Consider the following 21,363-nt stretch of genomic DNA (forward strand, 5'->3'; position numbering starts at 1 on the left):
GCCGCTTCCTCGCGCAGGGCTTCAAGGGCGCCGATCGAGTCGGCAAGGTCTTTCTCACGCTGGCGCAATTGCAGCTGCAAGTGGCTGACCTCACTGACTTCCAGGGCCATGGGCTGGGCGGCGGCCACCCGACTTTCGGCCAACTGCAACAGCTCGGTATAGGCTTCTGCCATCCGCGTCAGCGAGTTCGAAGCGAAGTCGAACTCCGGCCCCGGAGGAGCCTCGCCGCGCAGCAATCGATTGAGAGCCGCCAGCACGGCATCGGCGTTGGGGTCGACCAGCCAGCCCGTGCGGCCGTCGTGCAGGCGGTCGACAAAGGCGCCGATTCGGGTGGCGATCACCGGTACGCCAAGACTGAGCATCTCGCTCAGCGCGTAGCTGAATGTTTCGGCGACCGTGGATAGTAGCAGGCAGGTGCGCGGCCGCAGCGCTGCAATGCGGAACGGCAGTTCGTCGCGCTGATAGTCGAGCAGCACATGGACCTGTGGGTGTCCAAAGAACTCCATGCCGGCATCGCCGGCGCCGAGCAACACCAGTTCGATACCCTTTGGCAATCGTCCCAGGATCTGCCGCAGCAGTTGCTGACCCTTGCCACCCTTGATCCGACCTGGAATCAGCACTCGATAGCGCAGCAAATCCGCAGACCAGCCCGGGCGAGCCGCCCACGCCGCCAGACCGTGTGGAATGACCTGCCAGCGCAGCGTGCCCAGCTTGGGTTCGATTCGCTGCAGGTTGCGTTGCACGCCGGGGCTGGGTGCAATCAGTTGAACGCGGTGTTGCACCAGGGCATCGACCCATCCGCGGCGAAGTCCCTGCCACCAGGCGGCGCGGCGTTCACCGAACACCTGGTTTGCGTTGGCCTGGTCCAGCGCCTGGGCAATCGCCTGGCAGCTGAAGTCCTGGCGAGTGTCATCGAAATTGGCATGCAGGATCGGCCAGGCTGGAAAATAGTCGTGACAGACCTGAGCGGTCGGCAGGTCAGTGCGCAGCGCATCCAGCGCGTGGCCAATCAGTGAAGAAACCAGAATCGACGCTGGCGCGAATTCCTGGCGGATCCGTTGCAGCAGCGCACGATACTCGGCATGACTGTGGCTGCTGCTGCGAATGGGCAGTTGCAGGTGCCAACGCCGGATCGGGGCGCGGTCCAGATCCAGCAGCAGCTCGTAGCCGATGGCGGCCAGCCCCCGGTCGGGATCATTGATCGCTCGCAGCACCAGGTGTTGGTGCTTCTGGTCAGCGCTGATGAGGTCACGGACGAAGCGTTCGGCGCCTCCCCCCCAGCCGTGCAGGATGTGCAGAAGCAGGGGGCGGTCGCCCAGCGCCGCCGGCACGGCGAAATCGCACCCTGGCAAGCTGTCGGACAGCGTCTGCAGAGCCGCCGGACAGGGCTCCATCGGCAACCAGGCCGGGGCCTCCGGCGCGCCGATGAGCAGCCGTGGATAGAGGAACCCGCCGTCCGCGGATCCTGCGCTGTCCAGTAAGTTCGTGCTCCTCGCGGGCCAGAAGCACAAGCGCTGCGACAGCCGCTCGCTGGGGATCAGCTCGTTGCCGGCCAGCCAACTGAGGAGGCGATTGCAGGCATCGAGTCGGACCTGGCTATGGGTCTGATCCGACAGGGCTGACGGTAGGAAGCCGCATTCATTCGATAGCGGGCTGACCGGCGCGTCGTGACCGGCTTCGATGGCGGGCCAGAATCGCGTCCACCAGCCTTTCGGAAGGCGGCAGGTGGTGTCGATCAGCAATAGGCCTTGATCAGGGTACTCGCGAGCCAGCTCACGCAGTGTCTGCAGGCGGTCGACGCCGCCAAGATGACTGATGTCGCGATCCTGCCAGGCCTGCGGCAGGGCCAGCGATCCGATCACGCTGATCGGCAGCGCGGCGGGCAGTTCGCACAGGCGATCCCACCAGACGGCTAGTTCGCTCGCGTCATCCGTGCTCGGATCACGAAAAAGGCAGAGTCGAATGGGCGGCGTGGAACGAGAAGACAGCGCAGAATTCACAAGGGCACTCGGGCAAGGCTCGCCAGGGCAGAGCTTGGTGACAACATCAGAATCAAGGATCGCGCCGTGGCAGCGGCGGCCGTCGGTCTTTCGATCGGCGGGCAAAGGTTAGAATTATCGCCGTTTGGCGGCCTCGGTCGCCAGCCGACCGCGTGTACAGGTCGTCTTGCCGTGTTTTGGCCGCTGCCGGCCTCGAACTTGATGGAGTGGTGTGGCTCGTTCAACTGCGTCGGCCCCGGCCGCCGAAAAATCGTCTCATTGGCGCTGGCTGCGCTACCCGACCCTGCTCGGCATTGGGCTGGCCCTGGGCTTCCTGGTGCCGTATTTCTGGGCCGTCGATCGCTGGCTGCAGCAGGAGTTCGGTCGTCTGACCTGGAGCGAGCCGACCCGGGTATGGGCGCGGCCGCTGCACCTGCGGCCTGGCTTGGCGATGACGGCCAAGGCCCTGGGCATCGAATTGGCTGCGGCGCAGTACCGCAGCCAAGGGCGCGGCGCGGGCAGCTATACGCAGACCGGCAACAGTTTCGAGCTTCGGACTCGCGCCTTTCGCGATGTCGACTTGCAGCGACCGGCGCAGCAGCTGCGCCTGGAACTGGCCAACGGTCGCCTGCGCAGCCTGCAATCGAGTGACGGCAGGGCACTGGCCGAGGCCTGGCTGGACCCGGCGCGGATTGCCACCTTGTACGGGCCCGAGCGCGAAGAGCGGCGCCTGGTGCGTCTGGCCGAGTTGCCGCCGACCCTGCTGGCTGCGGTGCAGGCAGTCGAAGATCGTAGCTTCAAGCATCATCGTGGGATCGATTTCTGGGGCATCCTGCGTGCCCTGGTCAGCAATATCGAGGCGGGCGAGATTCGACAGGGTGCCAGTACCCTGACCCAGCAGCTGGTGCGCAATCTGTACCTGAGTCGGGATCAGACCTGGTCGCGCAAGCTGCGTGAGGCGGCCTATTCCCTGGTCATCGAGGCGCGTTTCGACAAGGCGCGGATCTTCGAGGCGTATCTCAATCAGGTCTATCTGGGGCAGTCCGGCGGTCAGGCCATCCACGGAATTGGCGCTGCCGCCGAATTCTGGTTCGGTCGACAGGCCATTGATCTGGAGGCAGCCGAGATCGCCCTGCTGGTCGGGATGATTCAAGGGCCCTCTTACTACGACCCGCGCAAGCATCCCCAACGCGCCACCCAGAGGCGCAATCTCGTGCTGAAGATGCTGCTCGATACCGGCGTGCTTGATCAGGCCGTGGTCGAGGCGGCGCAGGCGGCGCCGCTCGGCGTGTTGGCCAAGCCGCAGCTGGCGGCCAACGTATTCCCGGCTTTCCTCGCCTTGGTGCAAACGCAGCTGGAGCGCGACTACCCGGCCGAACGCCTGCGCGGCGCCGGATTGAACGTGTTGACGACGCTGGCGCCCAGTGCACAACGTGCGGCTGAACAAGCATTGGCCCAGACCTTGAAGTCGCTTGACGGCGCCGCCAAAGGCGCAACGCTGGAGGGTGCGGTGGTGCTGACCGATACCGGCAGCGGCGAAGTGCAGGCCGTGGTCGGGGCGCGCGATCCGCGACGACAAGGCTTCGATCGTGCTTTGCAGGCGAAACGGCCTGTTGGGTCTTTGCTGAAACCGTTCGTCTACCTGCTGGCACTGGCTCAGCCTGGCCGCTATCACCTGGCCAGCGAGATCGAGGATGCACCGATCACGCTGCGGGTCAGCGCTGGCAAGGAATGGTCGCCGGACAACTACGATGGCCGCAGCCACGGCTGGGTCACCCTGATGGATGCCCTGGCGCAGTCCTACAATCAGGCCGCTGTGCGTCTGGGGATGGACATCGGTGTCGATCGCTTGGTTCGATTGATCGATGTGTTAACCTCGATTCGTCCTGATGCGCATCCGTCCTTGCTGCTTGGTGCGGTGGATCTCAGTCCGCTGGAAACCGCACAGCTGTATCAGTTTCTGGCCTCGACTGGGCAGGTGCAGCCATTGCGCGCGGTGCGCGGCGTACTCGATGCCGAAGGGCGCGCCCTGAGCCGCTACGCGCGACCGCTGCCCGAGGCAGAGCGCGGCGACGCCATTGCCACCCGTTTGATCGCCATCGCCCTGCAATACGCGGCCCGCAGTGGCACTGCCCGGCGACTGCAGCAAGAAGGCGTGGCCTACCTCAATACGGCCGGCAAGACCGGCACCAGCAACGACAGTCGTGACAGCTGGTTCGCCGGTTGGACAGGATCGCATCTGGGTGTGGTTTGGATCGGCGACGACCAGAACCGCCCCACCGGCCTGACCGGCGGGGCAGGGGCGATGAAGGTGTGGGCGGCGATCTTCCGCGATCTGCCCAGTGAGCCGCTCAAGGTCTCGGCCGAGGGGCTGGAGAGCGCTTGGCTGGCCGCCGACGCACCGGTCCAAACCGATCCTGAATGCGAGGGCGCGCGGCAGTTCTGGTTCGTGGCGGGATACTCGCCAGCCGAACACCGTGGTTGTACGCTGTCGCGTCTCAGAGACTGGTTCAGCAGAGAGTAGTGTGTCATGGCGGCTGCGGTGCAAGATTCGAGAGTGCGAGAGGGCATGGTCTGGCTTGCCAGTCTGCTCACCCTGGCAGGCTGCGCCAGCACGCCGCCTCCGGTCGCGCAGCAGCCCCCCGAGCCGCCCGCTCCGACGCGCGATCTGTTGGCCGAAGTGCGGCTGGCCGCAGCGGATGCGGGTGATGTGATCGAAGTGCAGCCACTGCGCGACCCGGGCGTCGACGATCTCTTGCTGCGCGCCGAGCGCGGCACCGAGCGTGGTCGCTTGAAGTCAGCCGATCGCGCATTGAGCAAGGCGCTGGAACTGGTGCCGAATGATCCCGAGATCATGCAGCGGCGTGCCGAAGTGCTGTTGGCCCGACGGCAGCTCGACGAGGCCGAGCAACTGGCCTACCAGAGCTTCGAGCGTGGCCCGCAGCTTGGATCGCTGTGTCGGCGCAATTGGGCAACCGTGCAGTTCGCCCGCGAAGAGCGTGGCGATCAGGAGGGCGCCGCGCGCGCCCTGGATCAACGGCTGCGTTGCGTGGTCGAACCGCCGGTACGAATGTGAAGCTGGCGAGCGCCAGTCTGGCGGCGCTCAGTGAAGACGGTGCGCTGGCCGGGGCCATACCCGGCTTTGCGCCGCGGCAAGCGCAACAGGGCCTGGCCGAAGCCATCGCCCAGGCGATTGCCGATCGCGAATGCCTGGTTGCCGAAGCCGGCACCGGTACCGGCAAGACCTATGCCTATCTGGTGCCGGCCCTGCTTTCCGGCCTGCGGGTGATCGTGTCAACTGGCACCAAGGCCTTGCAGGACCAGCTTTACGATCGCGATCTGCCGCGGGTGCGCGATGCCCTGGGCCTGCCGATCAAGACCGCCTTACTCAAGGGGCGAGCCAATTACGCCTGCTGGTTTCGGCTCGAACGGGCCAAGAAAGAGGGCCAGTTCAGCAGTCGTGAGATCGCCTCGCAGCTGGTCGATGTGCACAGTTGGGCCGGACGCAGTGCCCGTGGTGATATTGCCGAACTCGACAGCATTCCCGAGGATTCGCCGATCTGGCCGCAGGTTACTTCGACCACCGACAATTGCCTCGGCGCAGAGTGCGACTACTACGACGACTGCTTCGTGGTGAAAGCGCGCCGTGCCGCTCAGGAGGCGGATCTGGTGGTGGTGAACCACCACCTGCTGCTGGCCGATATGGCACTACGCCAGGAAGGCTTTGGCGAAATCCTGCCCGGCGCCCATGTGTTTGTGCTCGACGAAGCGCACCAACTGCCCGAGCTCGCCTCGCAGTTCTTCAGCCTGTCGCTGTCGGCCAGGCAGCTGCTTGATCTGGGCCGCGATGCGCTGTCCGAGTGCAGTCAGGTGACCGGTGCCTTGGCCGAGATCCAGCGGCCGGTCAAGGATCTCGAACAGGCCATCCGCGAATTGCGCCTGAGCATGGACCCGCTACCGGCGCGCGCGGCGATGGCACGACTAACCGAGAACGAAGCGGTGATGCGTGACCTCGACAAGCTGGCCGACGCCTTGGCCGCGCTCGGCGAGGCGGTGGCCAGTCAGTCCGAACGCAGTACCGGGTTCAAGGCGCTCGATGAGCGCGTCGAAGACTTGCAGCAGCGCCTGCGTGAATTGAAACAGCCCCGCCCCGAGGGGCAGGTGCAGTGGTACGAGCTCACCGCACGCGGTTTCACTTTCAGTCAAACCCCGCTGGATGTGGCCGGGCCACTGCGCGCGTTTCGCGAGAAGACCGGCGCCGCCTGGATCTTTACCTCAGCCACCGTGGCCGTTAACGGAAAGTTTCATCACTTTGCCTATCAGCTGGGGCTGGATGAGCCACGTACTTCGCTGCAACCCAGCCCATTCGATTTTCAGGCGCAAGCGCTGGCCTACCTGCCCAAGGGGCTGGGTGAGCCGGCCGGAGCCGAGTTCGGCCCACGTCTGTTGGCCGCCATTGAGCCGGTGCTGCAGGCCTCAAAAGGTCGCGCCTTCCTGCTTTTCACCTCGCACCGCGCCCTGCGCGAAGCAGCGGAACGGCTGGCTGGGTCGTCGCCGTTTCCATTGTTTGTTCAAGGCACCACGCCACGCACTCGTCTGCTGCAGGAGTTCCGAGCATCCGGCAATGGCGTGCTGCTAGGGGCCGCCAGCTTCTGGGAAGGCGTAGACGTGGCCGGCGAAGCGCTCAGCGTCGTGGTGATCGACAAGCTGCCGTTCGCCGCGCCGGATGATCCGGTACTGGAAGCACGCCTGGAGGCGATCCGGCATCGCGGCGGCAATCCGTTCCGTGACTGGCAGCTGCCCAGCGCGGTGATTGCGCTGAAACAGGGCGCCGGTCGGCTGATTCGCACGCCGCAGGATCGTGGTGTATTGGTTCTATGCGACACTCGCCTGGTCACCAAGCCCTATGGTCGCCTGTTTATCGACAGTCTGCCGCCATTCCGGCGCACGCGCGATCTGTCTGAGGTGCTGAATTTCTTCGCTTCGGGCCCTGACCACAGCGACGAGGAGGAAGCCGCATGAGCAAAGCAAAAGTGCACGGGCTGGGAGGTCTATTCTTCAAGGCGAAAGACCCGGAATCGCTGGGGCGCTGGTATGCCGAGCACCTTGGAATGCCGGTGCTGCCCTGGGGCGGTGCCGTGCTCGAATGGCAGCGCCGAGATCCGGCGCCTGAACCAAGATTGCAGCACGGCTACACCGTATGGGGGCCGTTCAAGCCCGATACGGAGTACTTCCAGCCGAGCCAGAAGGACTACATGATCAATCTGCGCGTCGACGATCTCGATGCCATGCTGGCGCAGCTGCGCGAGGCCGGTGCCCAGGTGCTGGATCGTCGCGAGGATTGCGAGAACGGGCAGTTTGGCTATGTGCTGGATCCCGAGGGCACCCTGATCGAACTGTGGCAGCCCAGCGCGGATGATCCTGGCTTGCAGGAGAACGAGGGCGGCGGAGAGTGAAACTGCTGGCTATCGACACCGCCACCGAAGCACTGAGCCTGGCTCTGCTCGATGGTGAGATGCTGCACACTCGGCACGCACTCATGCCACGCCAGCATGCCGAGCAGGTGTTGCCCTGGATCGACCAATTGCTGGCCGAAGCCGATATTGGTCGCGAGCAGCTTGATGCCGTGGCCGTTGGGCGAGGACCTGGCGGATTCACCGGTGTGCGGCTTGGGGTCTCCCTGGCACAAGGCATCGCGTTCGGGCTGGATCGGCCGCTGTTTGCCGAATCCAGCCTGGCTGCGCTGGCCGGTCAGGCCCAGGCAAGCGCTGGACAGCGGGTGCTCGCCGCCATCGACGCGCGCATGGGGGAGCTGTATCTCGGCGCTTTCAAGATCGATCAGGCGGGCTTGCCGCGGTTGATCGGTGAAGAATGGCTGGCAGCCGTCGATCAGGCGGAACTACCTGCTGAGGGCGCATGGATTGGCGTGGGTAGCGGCTTTGCCGCCGCCGAGGGCAAGCTCAGCCAGCGCTGGCAAGCCGGCCTGGTTCGCTCCGACTCCGATCAGTATCCCAGCGCCGCCGTCATTGCCCGGCTTGCGGCAGGCCGCTATCGCGCCGGCGAGCGACCCGAGTCGGCCCTGGTTGAACCGGCCTACTTGCGCAACAAGGTGGCGCAAACTTTGCTTGAGCGTGGTCAGCCGCTGCCGAGGATGCCGGCGGGGTTGTAGCGCAGCGGTGCGCCAAGGCGCGGGGGCGGTGCGCCTTGGCGCACCCTATTATTGATTCGGCAACTTGAAGTTTGAACATCCTGTTCAGACCTCAAGTCCCGCGCGTCCGGTACCGTTCGACAGGCTCACGGCGAGCATGCCCGTACGCGCGGCGCTGCGAAGCGACTGCATCGCTGCGCGCGTGCAGCCCATCCTTGGGCTGCTCATTGACCCGGCCAATTAAACATCAATTGGCCGGGTCAATATCTCGACTTAACCATAGGGTGCACCAAGGTGCACCTTGGTGCACCATTGCCGACCCAGCTGTGCACCTACGATGAGGTTCGCCGCCGGCTCATTTCAGCAACAGCACGGTCCCCAGCCCGAGGAAGGCCAGAAAGCCAATCACATCGGTCACCGTGGTCAGCACCACGCCGCCGGCCAGCGCCGGATCGATGGCCAGGCGCCGCAACAGCAGCGGGATGGCCACGCCGCTCAAGGCCGCAACGATCAGGTTTATCGCCATTGCCGCTGCAATTACCAGGCCAATGGTGGGATCGCTGAACCAAAGGCTGGCCAGGGTGCCTACCACGATCGCCCAGATCAGACCATTCAATGCCCCGACCGAGAGTTCCTTGGTCAGCAGGGCTCGGGTGTTGCCGGTGCCGACCTGGCCCAGGGCCAGGCCGCGCACCATCAGGGTCAGCGTTTGGGTGCCGGCAATGCCGCCCATGCTGGCCACGATCGGCATCAGTACGGCCAGCGCAACGACTTGTTCAAGGGTGGCCTCGAACAGACCGATGACCCAGGAAGCAAGAAAGGCCGTGGCCAGATTGATGCCGAGCCAGATGGCGCGACGCCGCGCGGCGCGGCGCACCGGGCTGAACAGGTCTTCCTCTTCATCCAGACCCGCTGCCGACAGCACCTGGTGTTCGGCCTGTTCACGAATGATGTCGACCACGTCGTCGATGGTGATGCGACCGAGCAGGATATTGTTGTCGTCCACCACCGGCGCCGAGATCCAGTCGCGGTCGGAGAACTGATGCGCCACTTCGTCGGCCGGGGTTTCGACCGAGATTGCCGGCTGCTCGTCATCGATCAGCTCATTGATCGGTCGCGAGGGCTCATTGGTGAGCAGGCCGGCCAAGGACAGGCGGCCAAGATACTGATGGCGGCGGCTGACCACGAATAGATGATCGGTGTGCTCGGGCAACTCGCCACGCAGGCGCAAGTAGCGCAACACCACATCAACCGTGACATCAGCCCGCACGGTGACCACGTCCGGGTTCATCAAGCGCCCGGCGGTATCTTCGGGATAGCTCAGCACCTGCTCCAGGCGCTCGCGGTTCTCCCGATCCATCGCGCTGAGCAACTCGTCGATCACCTGATCTGGCAGGTCCTCGACCAGATCGGCCAGATCGTCGATATCGAGGTCCTCGACCGCGGCGACCAGCTCATCGGTGTCCATGTCGGCGATCAGCGCTTCACGCACCTCATCGCCAACGTGCAGCAACACCTCGCCGTCGTCTTCCGGATCGACCAGCCCCCAAACGATTTCACGCTTGCCGGGTGGCATCGACTCCAGCAAATGGCCGATCTCGGCCGGGCTCAAGGTGTTGACCAAACGCCGCACCGGCCCCAGCCGCCCCGACGCCAGCGCCTGCGACAGCAGCTTGAGTTGACGTGAAGAACGGTCGTGGCGCGCAGCGTCAGCCATGAATACCTCCCGGGAAGCCCTGCGCATTATCGGTGATTGGCGCCAAATTGCCGAGGCGAGGCTCTGGCCTCGGCATCTGACGCTACCGACCCGGTGGCTTTTGCATCCCAGAGATAAGGCCGGCTTGATGGCTCACAGGCATCGACACAATGCTCATGCCGTTCGTTTGTCAGTGAAACTACGTGTTCAAGGGGGCTAGTGCGGCATGACTCTGAGCTGCCCGACCGATAGACGCTCTTGACCAGAAACCAGCTCCACTGAAAGGTACTCGGCCTCGGTGAGAAGAGTTGCCGACACGCTGCTGGATACAATCAAATCGCCGGCCCCCCAATTGCTCTGCAGGGGGCGACCTGCAAGCCAAATGGTGACATCCTCGGGGAAGCAGTTCGACTTGATCCACAACCCCATGCCGCCATCGGGTTGTCGATTCTCGATATTGGACAAGCGTGTGCTGCGCGGCCCCCAGTCTTCAATGGGGCAGAACGGCCCGCCACCCCAGCCGAAGAACTCACCGACTCGTGGTGTTCTCGGTCGGATCTCGAACTCGCCAATCGATTGGCGTCGCTTGGTCAATGGGTCAAGGATCTCCAGCGGCAATGTCTCTGGTCTTGCCAACATGGCAACTGACTGCTGTAGGGAAAGCCAGGTAGACCAAACGAGGGCGTCAGAGGATGTGTGCGGCATTTGAATGTTGCCGAGACGGATTCGCCAGTTGGGGTTGGGCGGCTCGCCAAACCGGATCCAAAGTCTGAGCGGGCCCTCGTGCTCGCTTTGTTCCTCTCGCCCGCGTGGCCCCCAATTGTCAATGAGGGCGAAGTTCTCCACTGTCTCGGCGTGTTTGACCTCAGAGACCGGCGCCAGAAAGTTGTGCAGGGCGAGCGTCTGCAGAGAGGTGGAATAACTCGCTTCTGCAACCGACTCTCTTCGCGCCAGCAAGTCGGCCATCTTTGACATGTCGCTGCGGTCGCTGATTCCGCTGGTCTTCAGCAGCAGGGCCGCCAACTCGCTGCTGTCCAGTTCTTCAGGAAGCGCTGGCAGCGAGAAGTTGCTCAATAGGATCCAAGGAGTGCGCTGTTGATTGGCGGGCAATTCGTTCTTGAAGCCGATCCGCCCGAACAGCTGATGAAGGCCCGGCAGATGATCGCCATAGAACAGCACGAGAGTCGGGGTTGAGCGTTGTTCAACCCAAGCATCAAGTCGCGCCAGCTCGGCATCGGCGTGGCGCAAATGGGTCAAGAACTGGCTCAAGCTGACTCGTGTCTCGGGCGGCAGGGCAGCGAAACTCGGAGTATCCGGCGGCGCGACCAAGTCGGGCTCAGGCAAGGCTCGGTTTGCATCCCAGGGGCCGTGGTTCTCGATGCTGACGGCAAAGACGAAATCCGGGCCGTCGGCTTCCAATAGTTCGATCACATGGTTGCTAAGCGAGTGGTCGCTTATGTAGTAGCCGAATCGCCGCGCCGTGCCGAACTGCGGCTCAGCGTCGAAGCGTTCAAACCCTAGCCAGTCGTATACCTTGTCGCGGCGGTAGAAACTTGGGCTATAGGGATGAACGGCCACACTGCTGTAGCCCATCGATGTCAGGTGGCGCGGAAGGCTGTTGCGCGGACGATGAACCAGGGCGGCATACGGGTATTGAATCTGCGGCAATTCTTGCAGCGAAAGGCCGGTCAGCACCTCGAACTCCGTGCGCGTAGTAAGCCCGCCGTAAGTGGGCACGCGCAGCTTGCCGTGGGGGTGACGTGCTTTTAATGCTTCGAGATGAGGGGTGAATTGTCCCGCTTCGATGCCGCGAAGAATGGATGGATCAAAGAAGGACTCGCTTTGCAAGACCAAGATATCGGGTCGGCTGTGACGCGCCTCGCGCGGCTGGGCCAGCGCGTAGGCGGCCTGCAACTGTTGCGCTGTGGGGGCGCTCAAGCTGGATCGATTGATCAGCGCCAGATGAACGAAATGGGCCATCCAGCCGACACGATCTGCCGCCTCGGCCGGCAACCAAATCGAAACGCCCAGTCGATCCGACTGGTAGAGCGCGGTCAGTGGAGGCGAACGGAGAGCGAAGGCCAGCATCATCAACACAGACAGAATGCCGGTAGCAAGGCGCGCTTTGCCGCGCAGACGCCAACGTCTCGGCTCGATCCGCCACAGCAAGGCGGCAAGCAGCAGTCCGAGTAGCCACCAGGCCAGATTCGGGGTCGCATAGCGCAGATACAGGGAGGGCGTTGCCAGCACGCTATGCAGCGCCTCACTGTCTTCTGGAGTCAGAGGTAATGCTAGATTGGCCAGCTTCAGCTGGTTGATCTCGCATAGCAGCCAGTAGCTTGCAGCAACTGCACAAGCTGCGAACCCGGGCCGAGCCAACAAGGTGTACAGGAACAGCCAGAGCACCGCGAGCGGCAGCGCATTGGCGGCATGAATCCAGGGAGACTGATGGGCCTGATCGTAGCTGATATCGCTCAAAGGCAGGCACAGCACGCAGATCAGCGCCAATAGCGCGACCATGCTTGCCCTGGAGGCTGAACTGTTATGATTGCGCGCGGTCAAGGTGAGCTCTAAAGCTGAAAAACCAACGCCACCGTGGCCGCAAGTTCGACCTCATTGTCTGATGACTTGGATCGTTCGACTGGCGCCTTGAACGGACGTCGGCCAGCAATGTAACCAATTTGTCATGGTCCGAACAGTAGTGCCCACCGCTTCCAACCCGATCCCTGCTGACTGCCCATATGAGTCATCCTCCGCGTATTGCCGTTCTTATTCCCTGCTACAACGAAGCGGTCACCATCAAACAGGTGGTCAGTGATTTCAAGGCGGCCCTGCCGCTGGCCGACGTGTATGTCTTCGACAACAACTCGAAGGACGATACGGCCAGAATCGCTTCGGAAGCGGGAGCCCGGGTGCGCCGCGTTGGATTACAAGGAAAGGGCAATGTCGTAAGACGGATGTTTGCTGACATCGATGCCGATATCTATGTCATGGTTGATGGTGACGACACCTACCACGGTGCCAGTGCGCCGATGTTGATAGACACCTTTAACTCAGGCTGTCACGACATGGTGGTGGGCATTCGCAAGGCACAGAATGAGGCTGCCTATCGCAGTGGCCACGCGTGGGGAAACAAGCTGTTGACTGGCTTTCTTAGCTGGTTATTTGGACGGAATTGCCGGGATATTCTCTCCGGCTATCGTGTCTTCAGCCGTCGCTTCGCCAAGAGCTTCCCCGTGCTGACAGCAGGGTTCGATATTGAAACCGAACTGACCGTGCACGCCTTGGAATTGAAGATGTCTGTGGGAGAGGCGGAAACGCCGTACAAGGAGAGGCCCGAAGGTTCGTTCAGCAAACTGAGCACCTATCGCGATGGCTGGCGCATACTCGGCACCATGCTGCGCCTGTTCAGTGCCGAGCGGCCGCTGGCGTTTTTTGGCGCCATTGCCTGCATGTTGGCTCTTCTCTCTATCGTGCTCGGTATTCCGTTGATCAATGAGTTCGTTGAGACCGGCCTGGTGCCGCGTTTCCCAACGGCAATCCTGAGTACCGGGCTGATGATTCTGGCTGCGCTATCAGGCTTTGCTGGACTTATCCTGGATACCGTGACCCGTGGTCGGCGTGAAACCAAGATGTTGGCCTATTTACAGCTGTCGGTGGCAAACGACAAGGCCGCGAGTTGATGCTGAGATCAGCTGCAGCCGCCAATTCGAGCTGCAAATGGCCGATACTCGAAGCGTAGTCTGTGGTCTCCAGGCGGCGCTTTGATCGCACGCAGCGGGATCTCCCGTCCGCCGAGTACGGCGTTGTGAATCGCGGTAGGCTGGTCATTGAGGAAGGCGCACCAGCCGGGGTAGGTCAGCTCGGAAACGACGACTGTGTCGGCGTTCGTCAAACTGAAGCGGAACTCGATGCGATGGTCGTCGTAATGTTCCAGCGTGAGGCTTTCAGGGGCGCTGTGGGCCGCGTCACCATACCTGCTGGCGAGAAACAAGCGCGGGTATGCCGAGGGGCGTTGATACAGATTCAACTTGCGGGCCTCGTCGCGACCCAATAGAGGGAGGTCGAGCTCGTTGCGGGTCAAGACGTAACGCATGTTGAGGAGATCATTGATCTCGCTGTTAAGCGACCAGTCGATGGCGAGAAAGTCGAAGTAAGGACGGTACATGGTGGCCGAGTGGCCCAGCCGCGACTGCATGGAATGGGCGTCGGCATAGTTTTTCGGCAACCCCGTGCTTTCATCGAGAATGATGCGTGCTTGCCCGTAGTCGGCAAGAACGGGCGCAAGCACGGTCAGCTCGGCAAACGCTTGCTCGGGCAGCGGACTCGATCCTGCGGCGGGCAGAGTGAGGGGTCGGTACAGCCAGGCGGAACACAGCAGGGCAGCGAGCGCCATCGGCGCAAACAAGCGCCTTCTAAGAAAGGTGTTGAGTAAGGTCGCCAGCGTTGCCAAGGCCAAGAGTAGAGTGAAGATGCTGCTCTTGCTCAACCCACCGGCCAGATACAGACTGCTCGCCAGGACGCCGGTTGCCATCAGCGCTACGATCGCCGCCGCTTGGCGCCGACCTTCGACAACGGACTGCTGCAACACCGTGAATGCTGCGACGGCAAAAACACAGAAACAGAATTGAAACAAAATCGCATAGCGGCCGAGCTGGCGAATTTGTCCCAAGACCGGGAGTTTTCGCAGAATATGGGCCAGCGGCGTCAAGTGGCCCAGCATCGCCAGCAAGGCGAAGACCGAGACGACCAACATCCACGGCCAATGTGGAAGCAACTGCTTCAATCGCTCTCGCCAGGTCTTGCGGGCGGATATCATCGCAATCATCAGCAAGCCGAGAACGCTCAGGTGCAACGTGTTGTTATCGATCCATCTCACTCGCCAGGGATCAATCAGGCTCCACAGCTGCATTGGCGCGACCGAGAAATCGCGGGAGAAGATTCGATAGGGAACTGATTCTCCCGGGCCGATGGGGTCAGGGCCGACCCATCGGTAGGCATCCGAAAGGTACTCCATGCTAAGGAGTAGCTGTGGCAACGCCACCAGCACGAGGGCGGCGATCATCGGGGCTCCGCTGCGGGCAATTGCCCGTAGGCGCTGGTAGTGCGTGGGTTCTCGTCGCCAATGGAAGTAGCTGCACAGCACGCCGCACAGCAAGGCGGTATGGATAGCGGGTTGCGCATGGCCTGACAGCACTTGCAGGCCGATCACGGCGCCTGCTGCGAGTGCGAATCGAGTTCGTCCCGATTCCACGTGCAGACTTGCAAACTGTACTGCCAGAGGTAGCCAGCACAATCCAAAGAAGATGTTGGGTTGGGCCGCTGCCCGCTCTGCAACAGGCCCCATCAAGGCGAAACTCAAAGCCCCGAACAGTGCGGCCGCGGGGGCAAACTTCCAATGTCGAAGCAAGCACCACATGGTGGACGAGGCGATCGAAAAGTGGAGCACGATCGAAAGCTCGATGGCCAAGCGCGGCATGCTGCCGTCCTGAGCGAACAGGACCAACCAGAGCCAGGTCAGCGGATAATAAACCGAGGCTTGAATCTCGCCGGCGAAACTTCGGCCTGAGTAAATATTCGCGTCCCAGAGGGGGAGATAGCCCGCATTCCAGCCGTGGGCAAGCTTCTGCCACCATGCGTAGGTTTGGTCCTGTGCATCTTGAAACAGCAAGAAGCTGGACGAGCCATCCCACAAGAAGGGCAGCAGCAGCAACAGGGGTGTCGCGAATGCAACCAGCAGGGACGAGTAAGCCAAATAACCACGTTGGTCGCTGGTTGTAAGCATATAGGCTCATCATTCGCATGGATGGGATTAACGTCGATCCATGCGGTTTCGTTAGTGACAGTGAGGCAACTCAGCGATACGCGAGGCACCTCACTCCAAAGTGATAGTTCGCTCGCCAAGTGATTGGCAAGTTGCTGAATAACCTCCATCCGGGAGTTCTTCAGCACAACCGTTCGGCAGGCTCACGGCAAGCCGGTCGCGGCAGAGCCGCGCCACACCTGCCGTGAGCCTGTCGAACGGTTTGCCGAGGATCAAACGCTTATCGTGTCCGATTCTCGAGCGCACCATCCTTGGCGCGCCTTAACAGGCCGCTGAAATCAGTCTCAGCAGCCTGTTAGAGCAGTCCTCAACTCAAGTAGTTCCGCTTCGGCCTGGTTGAGTTGTCTATTGTCTGACGGTCTGCAATTGCATGGTGCTCAACCGCTGAGAAACCTCTTTCTTGACAAGTTTCAGTGCAAGAGGTCGCGTGTTGAGTTGCGCTGTCCTGTCGAGAGCTGTTGCGCATTCGGTTTCCGTGCGCGCCGTCCGTGGCGTGCAATACCAGGCTAGTTAGCCGCGGCGGATGCCTTGCCCAACACCACTTCGAACGCTTGCCCGCCGTCTTGTTCCTGGCTCCAATGCAATACGGCAAGCCCGAGTCGTTGGCAGACTTGGTCGAACCAGCGCTTGGACAGGTAGCTGATATGGGCCGGCACGTGCAGGTAGGAGTAGCTGTTCCAGGCAGAAATGCCTTGATTCGGTTGCCAGCCAATCGGGCGGAATGGAGCGGTGATAAAGATCTTGCCCTCATTTTCCAGTCGCGCGTTCAGCTCGCCAAGCAACACTTCCGGGTCAGGGACATGTTCGATGACGTGGGTCAGCGAGATCAGCGCATAGCGCTGCTCGGTTGCTAGTTCTTCCACCGGCACCACCCGATACGAGTCGACCCACGGGCAGCGCAGCGAACACTCGTCGCTCAGATCCTGTGCGGTGGTGTGAATCTTGGTGTCGAGCTGTTTGCAGCCCCGCGACACCCAGGCCAGGCCTGCTCCGACTTCGAGACAGCGCCCGCCGGGTTTTGGCAATAACTTCAGCGAAGTCAAACAGTGGGTGTAGTAGTCGAGGATTTGCGCCACTCGCTCCGGGGCGGTGTAGGTATCGTCGGAAAACTGCACCGAGCCGCAATACAGGGTATTCAGATCGGCCGCGTTCGGCGTCGGGTCCAGGCGCACGGTGTCGCAGTTTGCGCAGTGCAGCAGGCGATACTCATTGACCTGGAATGGACCTGGGTGGGTGGGCGCGACGGCGCCGACCTGTTGCAGTGCAGCCGCTTCGTTGCCACACAACACACACTTCATCTTGATTTGGGTGGTGGCGGTGGTTGCAGGTGACGCATCCGCGACCACGCTTGCAGGCGCTGGTTTTTGCATGCGCCGCCACATACGTCGCAGCGGTTGCCGCACGAGGGGGGGCAGGTGGCTGACGAACGGCAGGAAGGCATCTCGGGCCTCGCGGATCATCGGCGCGCGATCGGCCGCGCCCAGCCGTGAAGCGAAACGCAGGCTACCGTTCCAAAAGCGAGCGGCATGACCGAATGGATTGCCGCCGGCGCTTTGTTCGAGCAGCGCCACCCGGTTTTGCGCCGCGGTGAGCTCGCGATACAAACGCTGGTTGTGCTGGTCTCGACGGGCCAACAGCCCCTTGATTTCCTGCAGGTCGGCCTCGCTCAACACGTGGCCTGCATGAAATCGTTCGGGCAAGGGACGATCAACGTAGATCGTCGAGTGGGTCGGCGCGACTTCCTCGCTCGGACGCGAGGCGGTGTAGAAGTACAGTGCAATCGATTTCCGGCTGCGGTGATGCTCCGCTTCGGGCAGGGTGATCCTGCTGAAGCCGTGCCAGCTGTGCTCGGTGGTCTCGAACACCACGCAGTGGTTGAACAGTGGTTGGATGATGCTGACTTGATCGGCCTCACTGCGAGGGTCCGAATGCAGTTCCAGACCACCGCCCCAATCGGGCTGCCAGTCCTTGTTCAAATAGACGATGAGGTTCAATCGACGATGGCTGCCATTGCCTGGGTGGCGATTGAAGTCGACGTGGACGTCGAGGTCTTGGCCATGGCGGTTGTCGTGGGTTCCGCCGCCAAAATACTCCGGGTCGTAGAGCAGGTCAGGAATTCCGGTGCTGGCTGACAACCAAGACAGAAACGCTGGGGACTTCGCCAGATCATCGAGTGCAGCGTAGGCTGGGCCGAGGTCGCGAATGCGCTCAACGACTGATTTGCCGCCCAATTCGCCGTTTTCGTTGCGGGCGTTGCCGCGTTCGAAGTCCGGGAACTCGGCGATCAGTCGATCGGCCCACTCCGCGTTGAAGAAGTCTTCGATCAGCCAATGGCGAAATGGGCGGGCGGAATGAAACCGACGGTACAGGGCGTCGGTGTCGTCGGTTGATCGCGGATTGAGCAAGTACATGGGGCCTATCAAAGCTTAGCGGAAAACTGAAAACTCCCTGATGGAGTTCTTCAGCACAAACGGTCGCGGCAGAGCCGCGCCACCTTCATTAAAAATCAACGGCTTGCGTGTTCCATCGGCGTGCGCGCCTGGCGTGACGCGCTGCAGCCGGCGGCTGAAACGAGCATTTCAGCCGCCTGTTAGGCAAGACCCCTACAATAGCAGGTCGCTTTGACCGTACGGATGGCAAAATGTTCTCTGAATCCACTGGGCGCCGCCTGCAGCAGGATGGGCAGGCGTTTCGCAGCGCCCAGCCGTTTCGTTTTGTGGTGATCGATGATTTCTTCCAGTCGGCGGTGGCCCAGGGGCTGCTGGCCGAATTTCCGCGTTTCGATCCTCAATTCGCCCTCAACGAAATGGGTGAAGTGGGCGGCAAGGCGGTTCGCACCCGTGTCCGCGAACTCGGCGCCCACTATGCATCGCTGGATGATTTCATCCAAAGCCGTGAGTTCCTTGACTATGTGTCGCAACTCACCGGTATCCCGGGCCTGCTTTACGATCCTGACTACGAGGGCGGCGGGACGCATGAGAACGTCCAGGGGCAGGGGCTCGATCAGCACATTGATTTCAACTACCACCCGCGAACGGGCTGGCACCGGCGATTGAATCTGATCGTCTACCTCAACCCCGAATGGGAGGTCGATTGGGGCGGGGCCTTGCAGCTCTACCGCGACCCTTGGACCGACCAGGCGCCGACGCACGAAGTGTTGCCGCTGTTCAATCGCTGCGTGGTTTTCGAAACCAATGAGGTTTCATGGCACGGATTCGCGACGGTGGCGCTGCCCGAAGAAAAGCAGGCGCTCAGTCGGCGTTCGTTCGCAATCTATCTTTATACCCGCGAGCGTCCTGCAGAGGAGACTGCGCCGCCACACGCCACGGTGTATGTGCCGAGCGGAATGCCGGCAGACCTGCAACCAGGGGTAACTCTGGACGCTGAGCGTCACCTCGAATTGCGCGCAGGATTTGCCCGGCTGCGCGCACAGCTGCGCTTCCTCTATGAGCGTGAGCTGGAGTTTACGGCGCAGATCGAGCGCATCAAGCATGCTCTGGAGGACAGTCGGCAGGTTCAACGAGCACCTCTGCAAGGCTACGCGATACAGAAATCAGTCAGTGGGTTGTGGCCGGACGATTGGGCGGGACAGCGTGTACGGATCGCAGCGGAATTGACCCGTCCTGCACGCGGCGTGCGTATCGGATTGTGGGCGCCAGCGCAGCTGCCCAAGGGGCAGTCAGTGCGGATCCGCTGTGGCGATGAGAGTCGCGAGATCCATGTGGCGCCGGGACGCGTGGCGGAAAGCGAGGTTCGTCTGCGGCTTGGTGCTGGCGCACTACTTAGCCTGGAGTTCGACGCCGAGCATTGTTGGATTCCTTCATCGGAGGGCGCTTCAGGGGATGAGCGTCCTCTGGCGTTCCGCTTTGCCCACCTGGAAATCGACCACGGGTAGTGCGGCTCGCCGGCGCGGCCAAACCGAGTTCGGGCTGTGCCGAACTCGGCGCGTCTGAAAAGTCCAGAGCCTGCCCCGTCGGCAGCCTGTTCGAGGGGTCTTGTGCTACGACGGCTGGCGCACACAGAACTGGGGCGACAGATTGCCGCGGAATCGACCCTGAACAGATCGATCCAGCGTCATGACAGCGATCATATGCGTCGGCTTGATCGTGCCAGCTGCCAATTCGGCTTCGTCGCGCGCGTGCACTTCGTCGATGAAGGCTCGATTCCACTCGAGATCTGGCGCGAAGTGATGGCCGAAACTACGACCGACAAAGGGGTCGATTAGGTTTCCAAAGCCCAGAAACAGCTCAAAGCCAAAACGCTCCAGCAACAAAGGCAGGATGTCTTGTGCACGAATCCCTTCAAAGCACTCGGACGAGCAGTCCCAGTCCAGGAATCGCTCCTCCATTCGCTGCAATTGCAGGTTGTAGCGGTGGCTGTCCGGTAGTCGCTGCCAGTATTCGTCCAGGATTTGCCTCGCCTCTGGCCACAGTTGATGGCCGTTGCGGCCGATCATGTCCGAGGTCAGAAACAGGCCCTGCGGGATCAGGCCGGCTTGTATCCGACCGAAAAGGGTTTCAAGGTCGAGTACATGATGCAGACTTTGATTGGCCATGACCGCCGCATACTGGGCATGCGGAGACCAGGCATTGAAATCGCAACAGGTAAATTCAAGGTATTCGCTCACGCCTTGATCGGACGCCAGCTGTTGACCGCGTTCGAGCATGGTCTGGTTGATGTCGATGCATTCCAGACGGAAGCGACGCAGGCCACGCTTGAGCAAGTCAGCCGCGATGCGTACCTCGGCATCGCAATTGCCCGCGCCTACGCTGACAAAGCGGGCATGCTCCATTCCGCTGCGTTGCGCTGCTTTGAGCAGGAATTTGGCAAAGAAGTCTTCTGGATGACTGAAGCCAAAAGCTTGTTCCATCGGCAAGATGTACTTGTTCGACCAGTAGTGAAAGATCTCCGGCAGGTCATGCACATTGACCTGATCTTTGAAGATCTCCTGCTCGCGCTTGATGCGTTTGGCGTAGGTCGAAGTGTCTTCATCTTTGACCGCCGCGCGGGCCGGCTGGCGCGCTGTGGGGGCCGAGCTCTGATAGCCGAATCTCCGCAGCACATCGCCGATTTGCTTGCGTCGATGGTTCGGAATTGCAGTGATCGTGGCGTTGAAGGCGACTCGAACGGAAGGGCGCCCGGCTTTACCCGATCGTGTGCGATCACGCAGCCAATAGCTGCCATCGCGCGCCGCGTGGCCGGCGATGCGAGACACTAGGGATAGCCAGTAGCGCAGGCGCTCGCTCAAAGATAAATGCCCGGTGGCTGGTCGACTGGCACGCTGGGCCTGGTCGCGTCCTGCGAGCAGTTGCTTGAGCTCCTGAACATCGGCTTCCGTCAGTCGATAGCCGGCGGCAAAGCGTTCGGGCAGAGATCGATCGACGTCGGGCGTGTTCAGGGGCAGAACAGAATCCTCAGCGAAGTCACGGATGCGGGAGTCGAGCATGCTTGGCGGTGGCGATACGGAAAATGGGAACTACGATAGCAGACCGCTGCGCACGCACGCGGTTCTCCGCCTGAATGAATCTTCAGATCTCCTTGCAGTGCAGGAATGCTCCGCCGCGATCAACAACGTGAGTGGTTGATCATCGTGTTAGCCCGGATATTTCATGAGGGGGCGCGGATGATCACCGAGGACTTTGCGTCGAGTGCAAGGCGCGACGAGCCCAAGTGGTGGGCCCACTTGGGCGAGATCGGGACGCAGTCCCGCGTAGCT

The 21,363-nt window shown here is 61.9% G+C and carries 12 protein-coding genes and 1 pseudogene; 7 read left to right on the plus strand and 6 right to left on the minus strand.

Annotation, left to right across the window (positions count from 1 at the left end):
• Window positions 1-233 precede the first annotated feature (233 nt).
• Window positions 234-1,394 (minus strand): annotated as a pseudogene (locus IFO71_RS21965) (glycosyltransferase); the annotation flags it as partial.
• 817 nt (window positions 1,395-2,211) lie between these two features.
• On the opposite strand from IFO71_RS21965, the gene mrcB reads away from it, so the two are divergent.
• Genes mrcB through tsaB form a run of 5 tightly spaced genes read left to right on the plus strand, consistent with a single transcriptional unit; the run spans window position 2,212 to window position 8,148 of the window.
• Window positions 2,212-4,503 carry a penicillin-binding protein 1B gene (gene mrcB, locus IFO71_RS15400; protein ID WP_192030548.1) on the plus strand — a complete coding sequence of 764 codons (2,292 nt, stop codon included), beginning with the start codon at window positions 2,212-2,214 and terminating at the stop codon, window positions 4,501-4,503.
• A 45-nt stretch (window positions 4,504-4,548) separates the two neighbouring features.
• Window positions 4,549-5,055: a tetratricopeptide repeat protein gene (locus tag IFO71_RS15405; RefSeq protein WP_192030549.1), complete on the plus strand. Its 507-nt coding sequence runs from the start codon at window positions 4,549-4,551 to the stop codon at window positions 5,053-5,055.
• Window positions 5,052-7,001 carry a DNA repair helicase YoaA gene (gene yoaA / locus IFO71_RS15410; protein WP_192030550.1) on the plus strand — a complete coding sequence of 650 codons (1,950 nt, stop codon included), beginning with the start codon at window positions 5,052-5,054 and terminating at the stop codon, window positions 6,999-7,001. The genes IFO71_RS15405 and yoaA overlap by 4 nt, the downstream gene beginning before the upstream one ends.
• Complete coding sequence (locus IFO71_RS15415) at window positions 6,998-7,435, plus strand: VOC family protein (protein ID WP_192030551.1); 438 nt, start codon at window positions 6,998-7,000, stop codon at window positions 7,433-7,435. The genes yoaA and IFO71_RS15415 overlap by 4 nt, the downstream gene beginning before the upstream one ends.
• The gene (gene tsaB / locus IFO71_RS15420; RefSeq protein WP_192030552.1) at window positions 7,432-8,148 is read left to right on the plus strand and encodes a tRNA (adenosine(37)-N6)-threonylcarbamoyltransferase complex dimerization subunit type 1 TsaB; all 717 of its coding nucleotides are present in this window, start codon (window positions 7,432-7,434) and stop codon (window positions 8,146-8,148) included. The genes IFO71_RS15415 and tsaB overlap by 4 nt, the downstream gene beginning before the upstream one ends.
• A 334-nt stretch (window positions 8,149-8,482) precedes the next feature.
• Here tsaB and mgtE read toward each other — a convergent pair whose 3' ends face one another.
• Both mgtE and IFO71_RS15430 read right to left on the minus strand, forming a co-directional pair.
• Complete coding sequence (mgtE, locus tag IFO71_RS15425; RefSeq protein WP_192030553.1) at window positions 8,483-9,844, minus strand: magnesium transporter; 1,362 nt, start codon at window positions 9,842-9,844, stop codon at window positions 8,483-8,485.
• Between the two features lie 195 nt (window positions 9,845-10,039).
• Window positions 10,040-12,343, minus strand: a complete 2,304-nt coding sequence (locus IFO71_RS15430) for an LTA synthase family protein (RefSeq protein WP_192030554.1) — start codon at window positions 12,341-12,343, stop codon at window positions 10,040-10,042.
• A 221-nt stretch (window positions 12,344-12,564) separates the two neighbouring features.
• On the opposite strand from IFO71_RS15430, the gene IFO71_RS15435 reads away from it, so the two are divergent.
• Window positions 12,565-13,506 (plus strand): glycosyltransferase family 2 protein, encoded by a 942-nt coding sequence (locus IFO71_RS15435; protein WP_192030555.1) that lies wholly within the window; start codon window positions 12,565-12,567, stop codon window positions 13,504-13,506.
• An 8-nt stretch (window positions 13,507-13,514) separates the two neighbouring features.
• Here IFO71_RS15435 and IFO71_RS15440 read toward each other — a convergent pair whose 3' ends face one another.
• Both IFO71_RS15440 and IFO71_RS15445 read right to left on the minus strand, forming a co-directional pair.
• Window positions 13,515-15,608: a hypothetical protein gene (locus IFO71_RS15440; RefSeq protein WP_192030556.1), complete on the minus strand. Its 2,094-nt coding sequence runs from the start codon at window positions 15,606-15,608 to the stop codon at window positions 13,515-13,517.
• A gap of 545 nt (window positions 15,609-16,153) precedes the next feature.
• Window positions 16,154-18,058, minus strand: a complete 1,905-nt coding sequence (locus IFO71_RS15445; protein ID WP_192030557.1) for a methyltransferase domain-containing protein — start codon at window positions 18,056-18,058, stop codon at window positions 16,154-16,156.
• A gap of 230 nt (window positions 18,059-18,288) precedes the next feature.
• Here IFO71_RS15445 and IFO71_RS15450 point away from each other — a divergent pair, with 230 nt between their 5' ends.
• Window positions 18,289-19,542 (plus strand): 2OG-Fe(II) oxygenase, encoded by a 1,254-nt coding sequence (locus IFO71_RS15450; protein WP_192030558.1) that lies wholly within the window; start codon window positions 18,289-18,291, stop codon window positions 19,540-19,542.
• A gap of 105 nt (window positions 19,543-19,647) precedes the next feature.
• Here IFO71_RS15450 and IFO71_RS15455 read toward each other — a convergent pair whose 3' ends face one another.
• Window positions 19,648-21,093 (minus strand): class I SAM-dependent methyltransferase, encoded by a 1,446-nt coding sequence (locus IFO71_RS15455; protein WP_192030559.1) that lies wholly within the window; start codon window positions 21,091-21,093, stop codon window positions 19,648-19,650.
• Window positions 21,094-21,363: the final 270 nt, after the last annotated feature.

The organism is Pseudomarimonas arenosa (assembly GCF_014841215.1).
GTDB classification, from domain to species: domain Bacteria; phylum Pseudomonadota; class Gammaproteobacteria; order Xanthomonadales; family Xanthomonadaceae; genus Pseudomarimonas; species Pseudomarimonas arenosa.

Bases quoted from the DNA above. Each gene is read 5' to 3' on its own strand.
- IFO71_RS15405 (WP_192030549.1), top strand. From the start codon at position 4,549: ATGGTCTGGCTTGCCAGTCTGCTCACCCTGGCAGGCTGCGCCAGCACG.
- IFO71_RS15415 (WP_192030551.1), top strand. From the start codon at position 6,998: ATGAGCAAAGCAAAAGTGCACGGGCTGGGAGGTCTATTCTTCAAGGCG.
- mgtE (WP_192030553.1), bottom strand. From the start codon at position 9,844: ATGGCTGACGCTGCGCGCCACGACCGTTCTTCACGTCAACTCAAGCTG.
- IFO71_RS15430 (WP_192030554.1), bottom strand. From the start codon at position 12,343: ATGGTCGCGCTATTGGCGCTGATCTGCGTGCTGTGCCTGCCTTTGAGC.
- IFO71_RS15435 (WP_192030555.1), top strand. From the start codon at position 12,565: ATGAGTCATCCTCCGCGTATTGCCGTTCTTATTCCCTGCTACAACGAA.
- IFO71_RS15440 (WP_192030556.1), bottom strand. From the start codon at position 15,608: ATGCTTACAACCAGCGACCAACGTGGTTATTTGGCTTACTCGTCCCTG.
- IFO71_RS15445 (WP_192030557.1), bottom strand. From the start codon at position 18,058: ATGTACTTGCTCAATCCGCGATCAACCGACGACACCGACGCCCTGTAC.
- IFO71_RS15450 (WP_192030558.1), top strand. From the start codon at position 18,289: ATGTTCTCTGAATCCACTGGGCGCCGCCTGCAGCAGGATGGGCAGGCG.
- IFO71_RS15455 (WP_192030559.1), bottom strand. From the start codon at position 21,093: ATGCTCGACTCCCGCATCCGTGACTTCGCTGAGGATTCTGTTCTGCCC.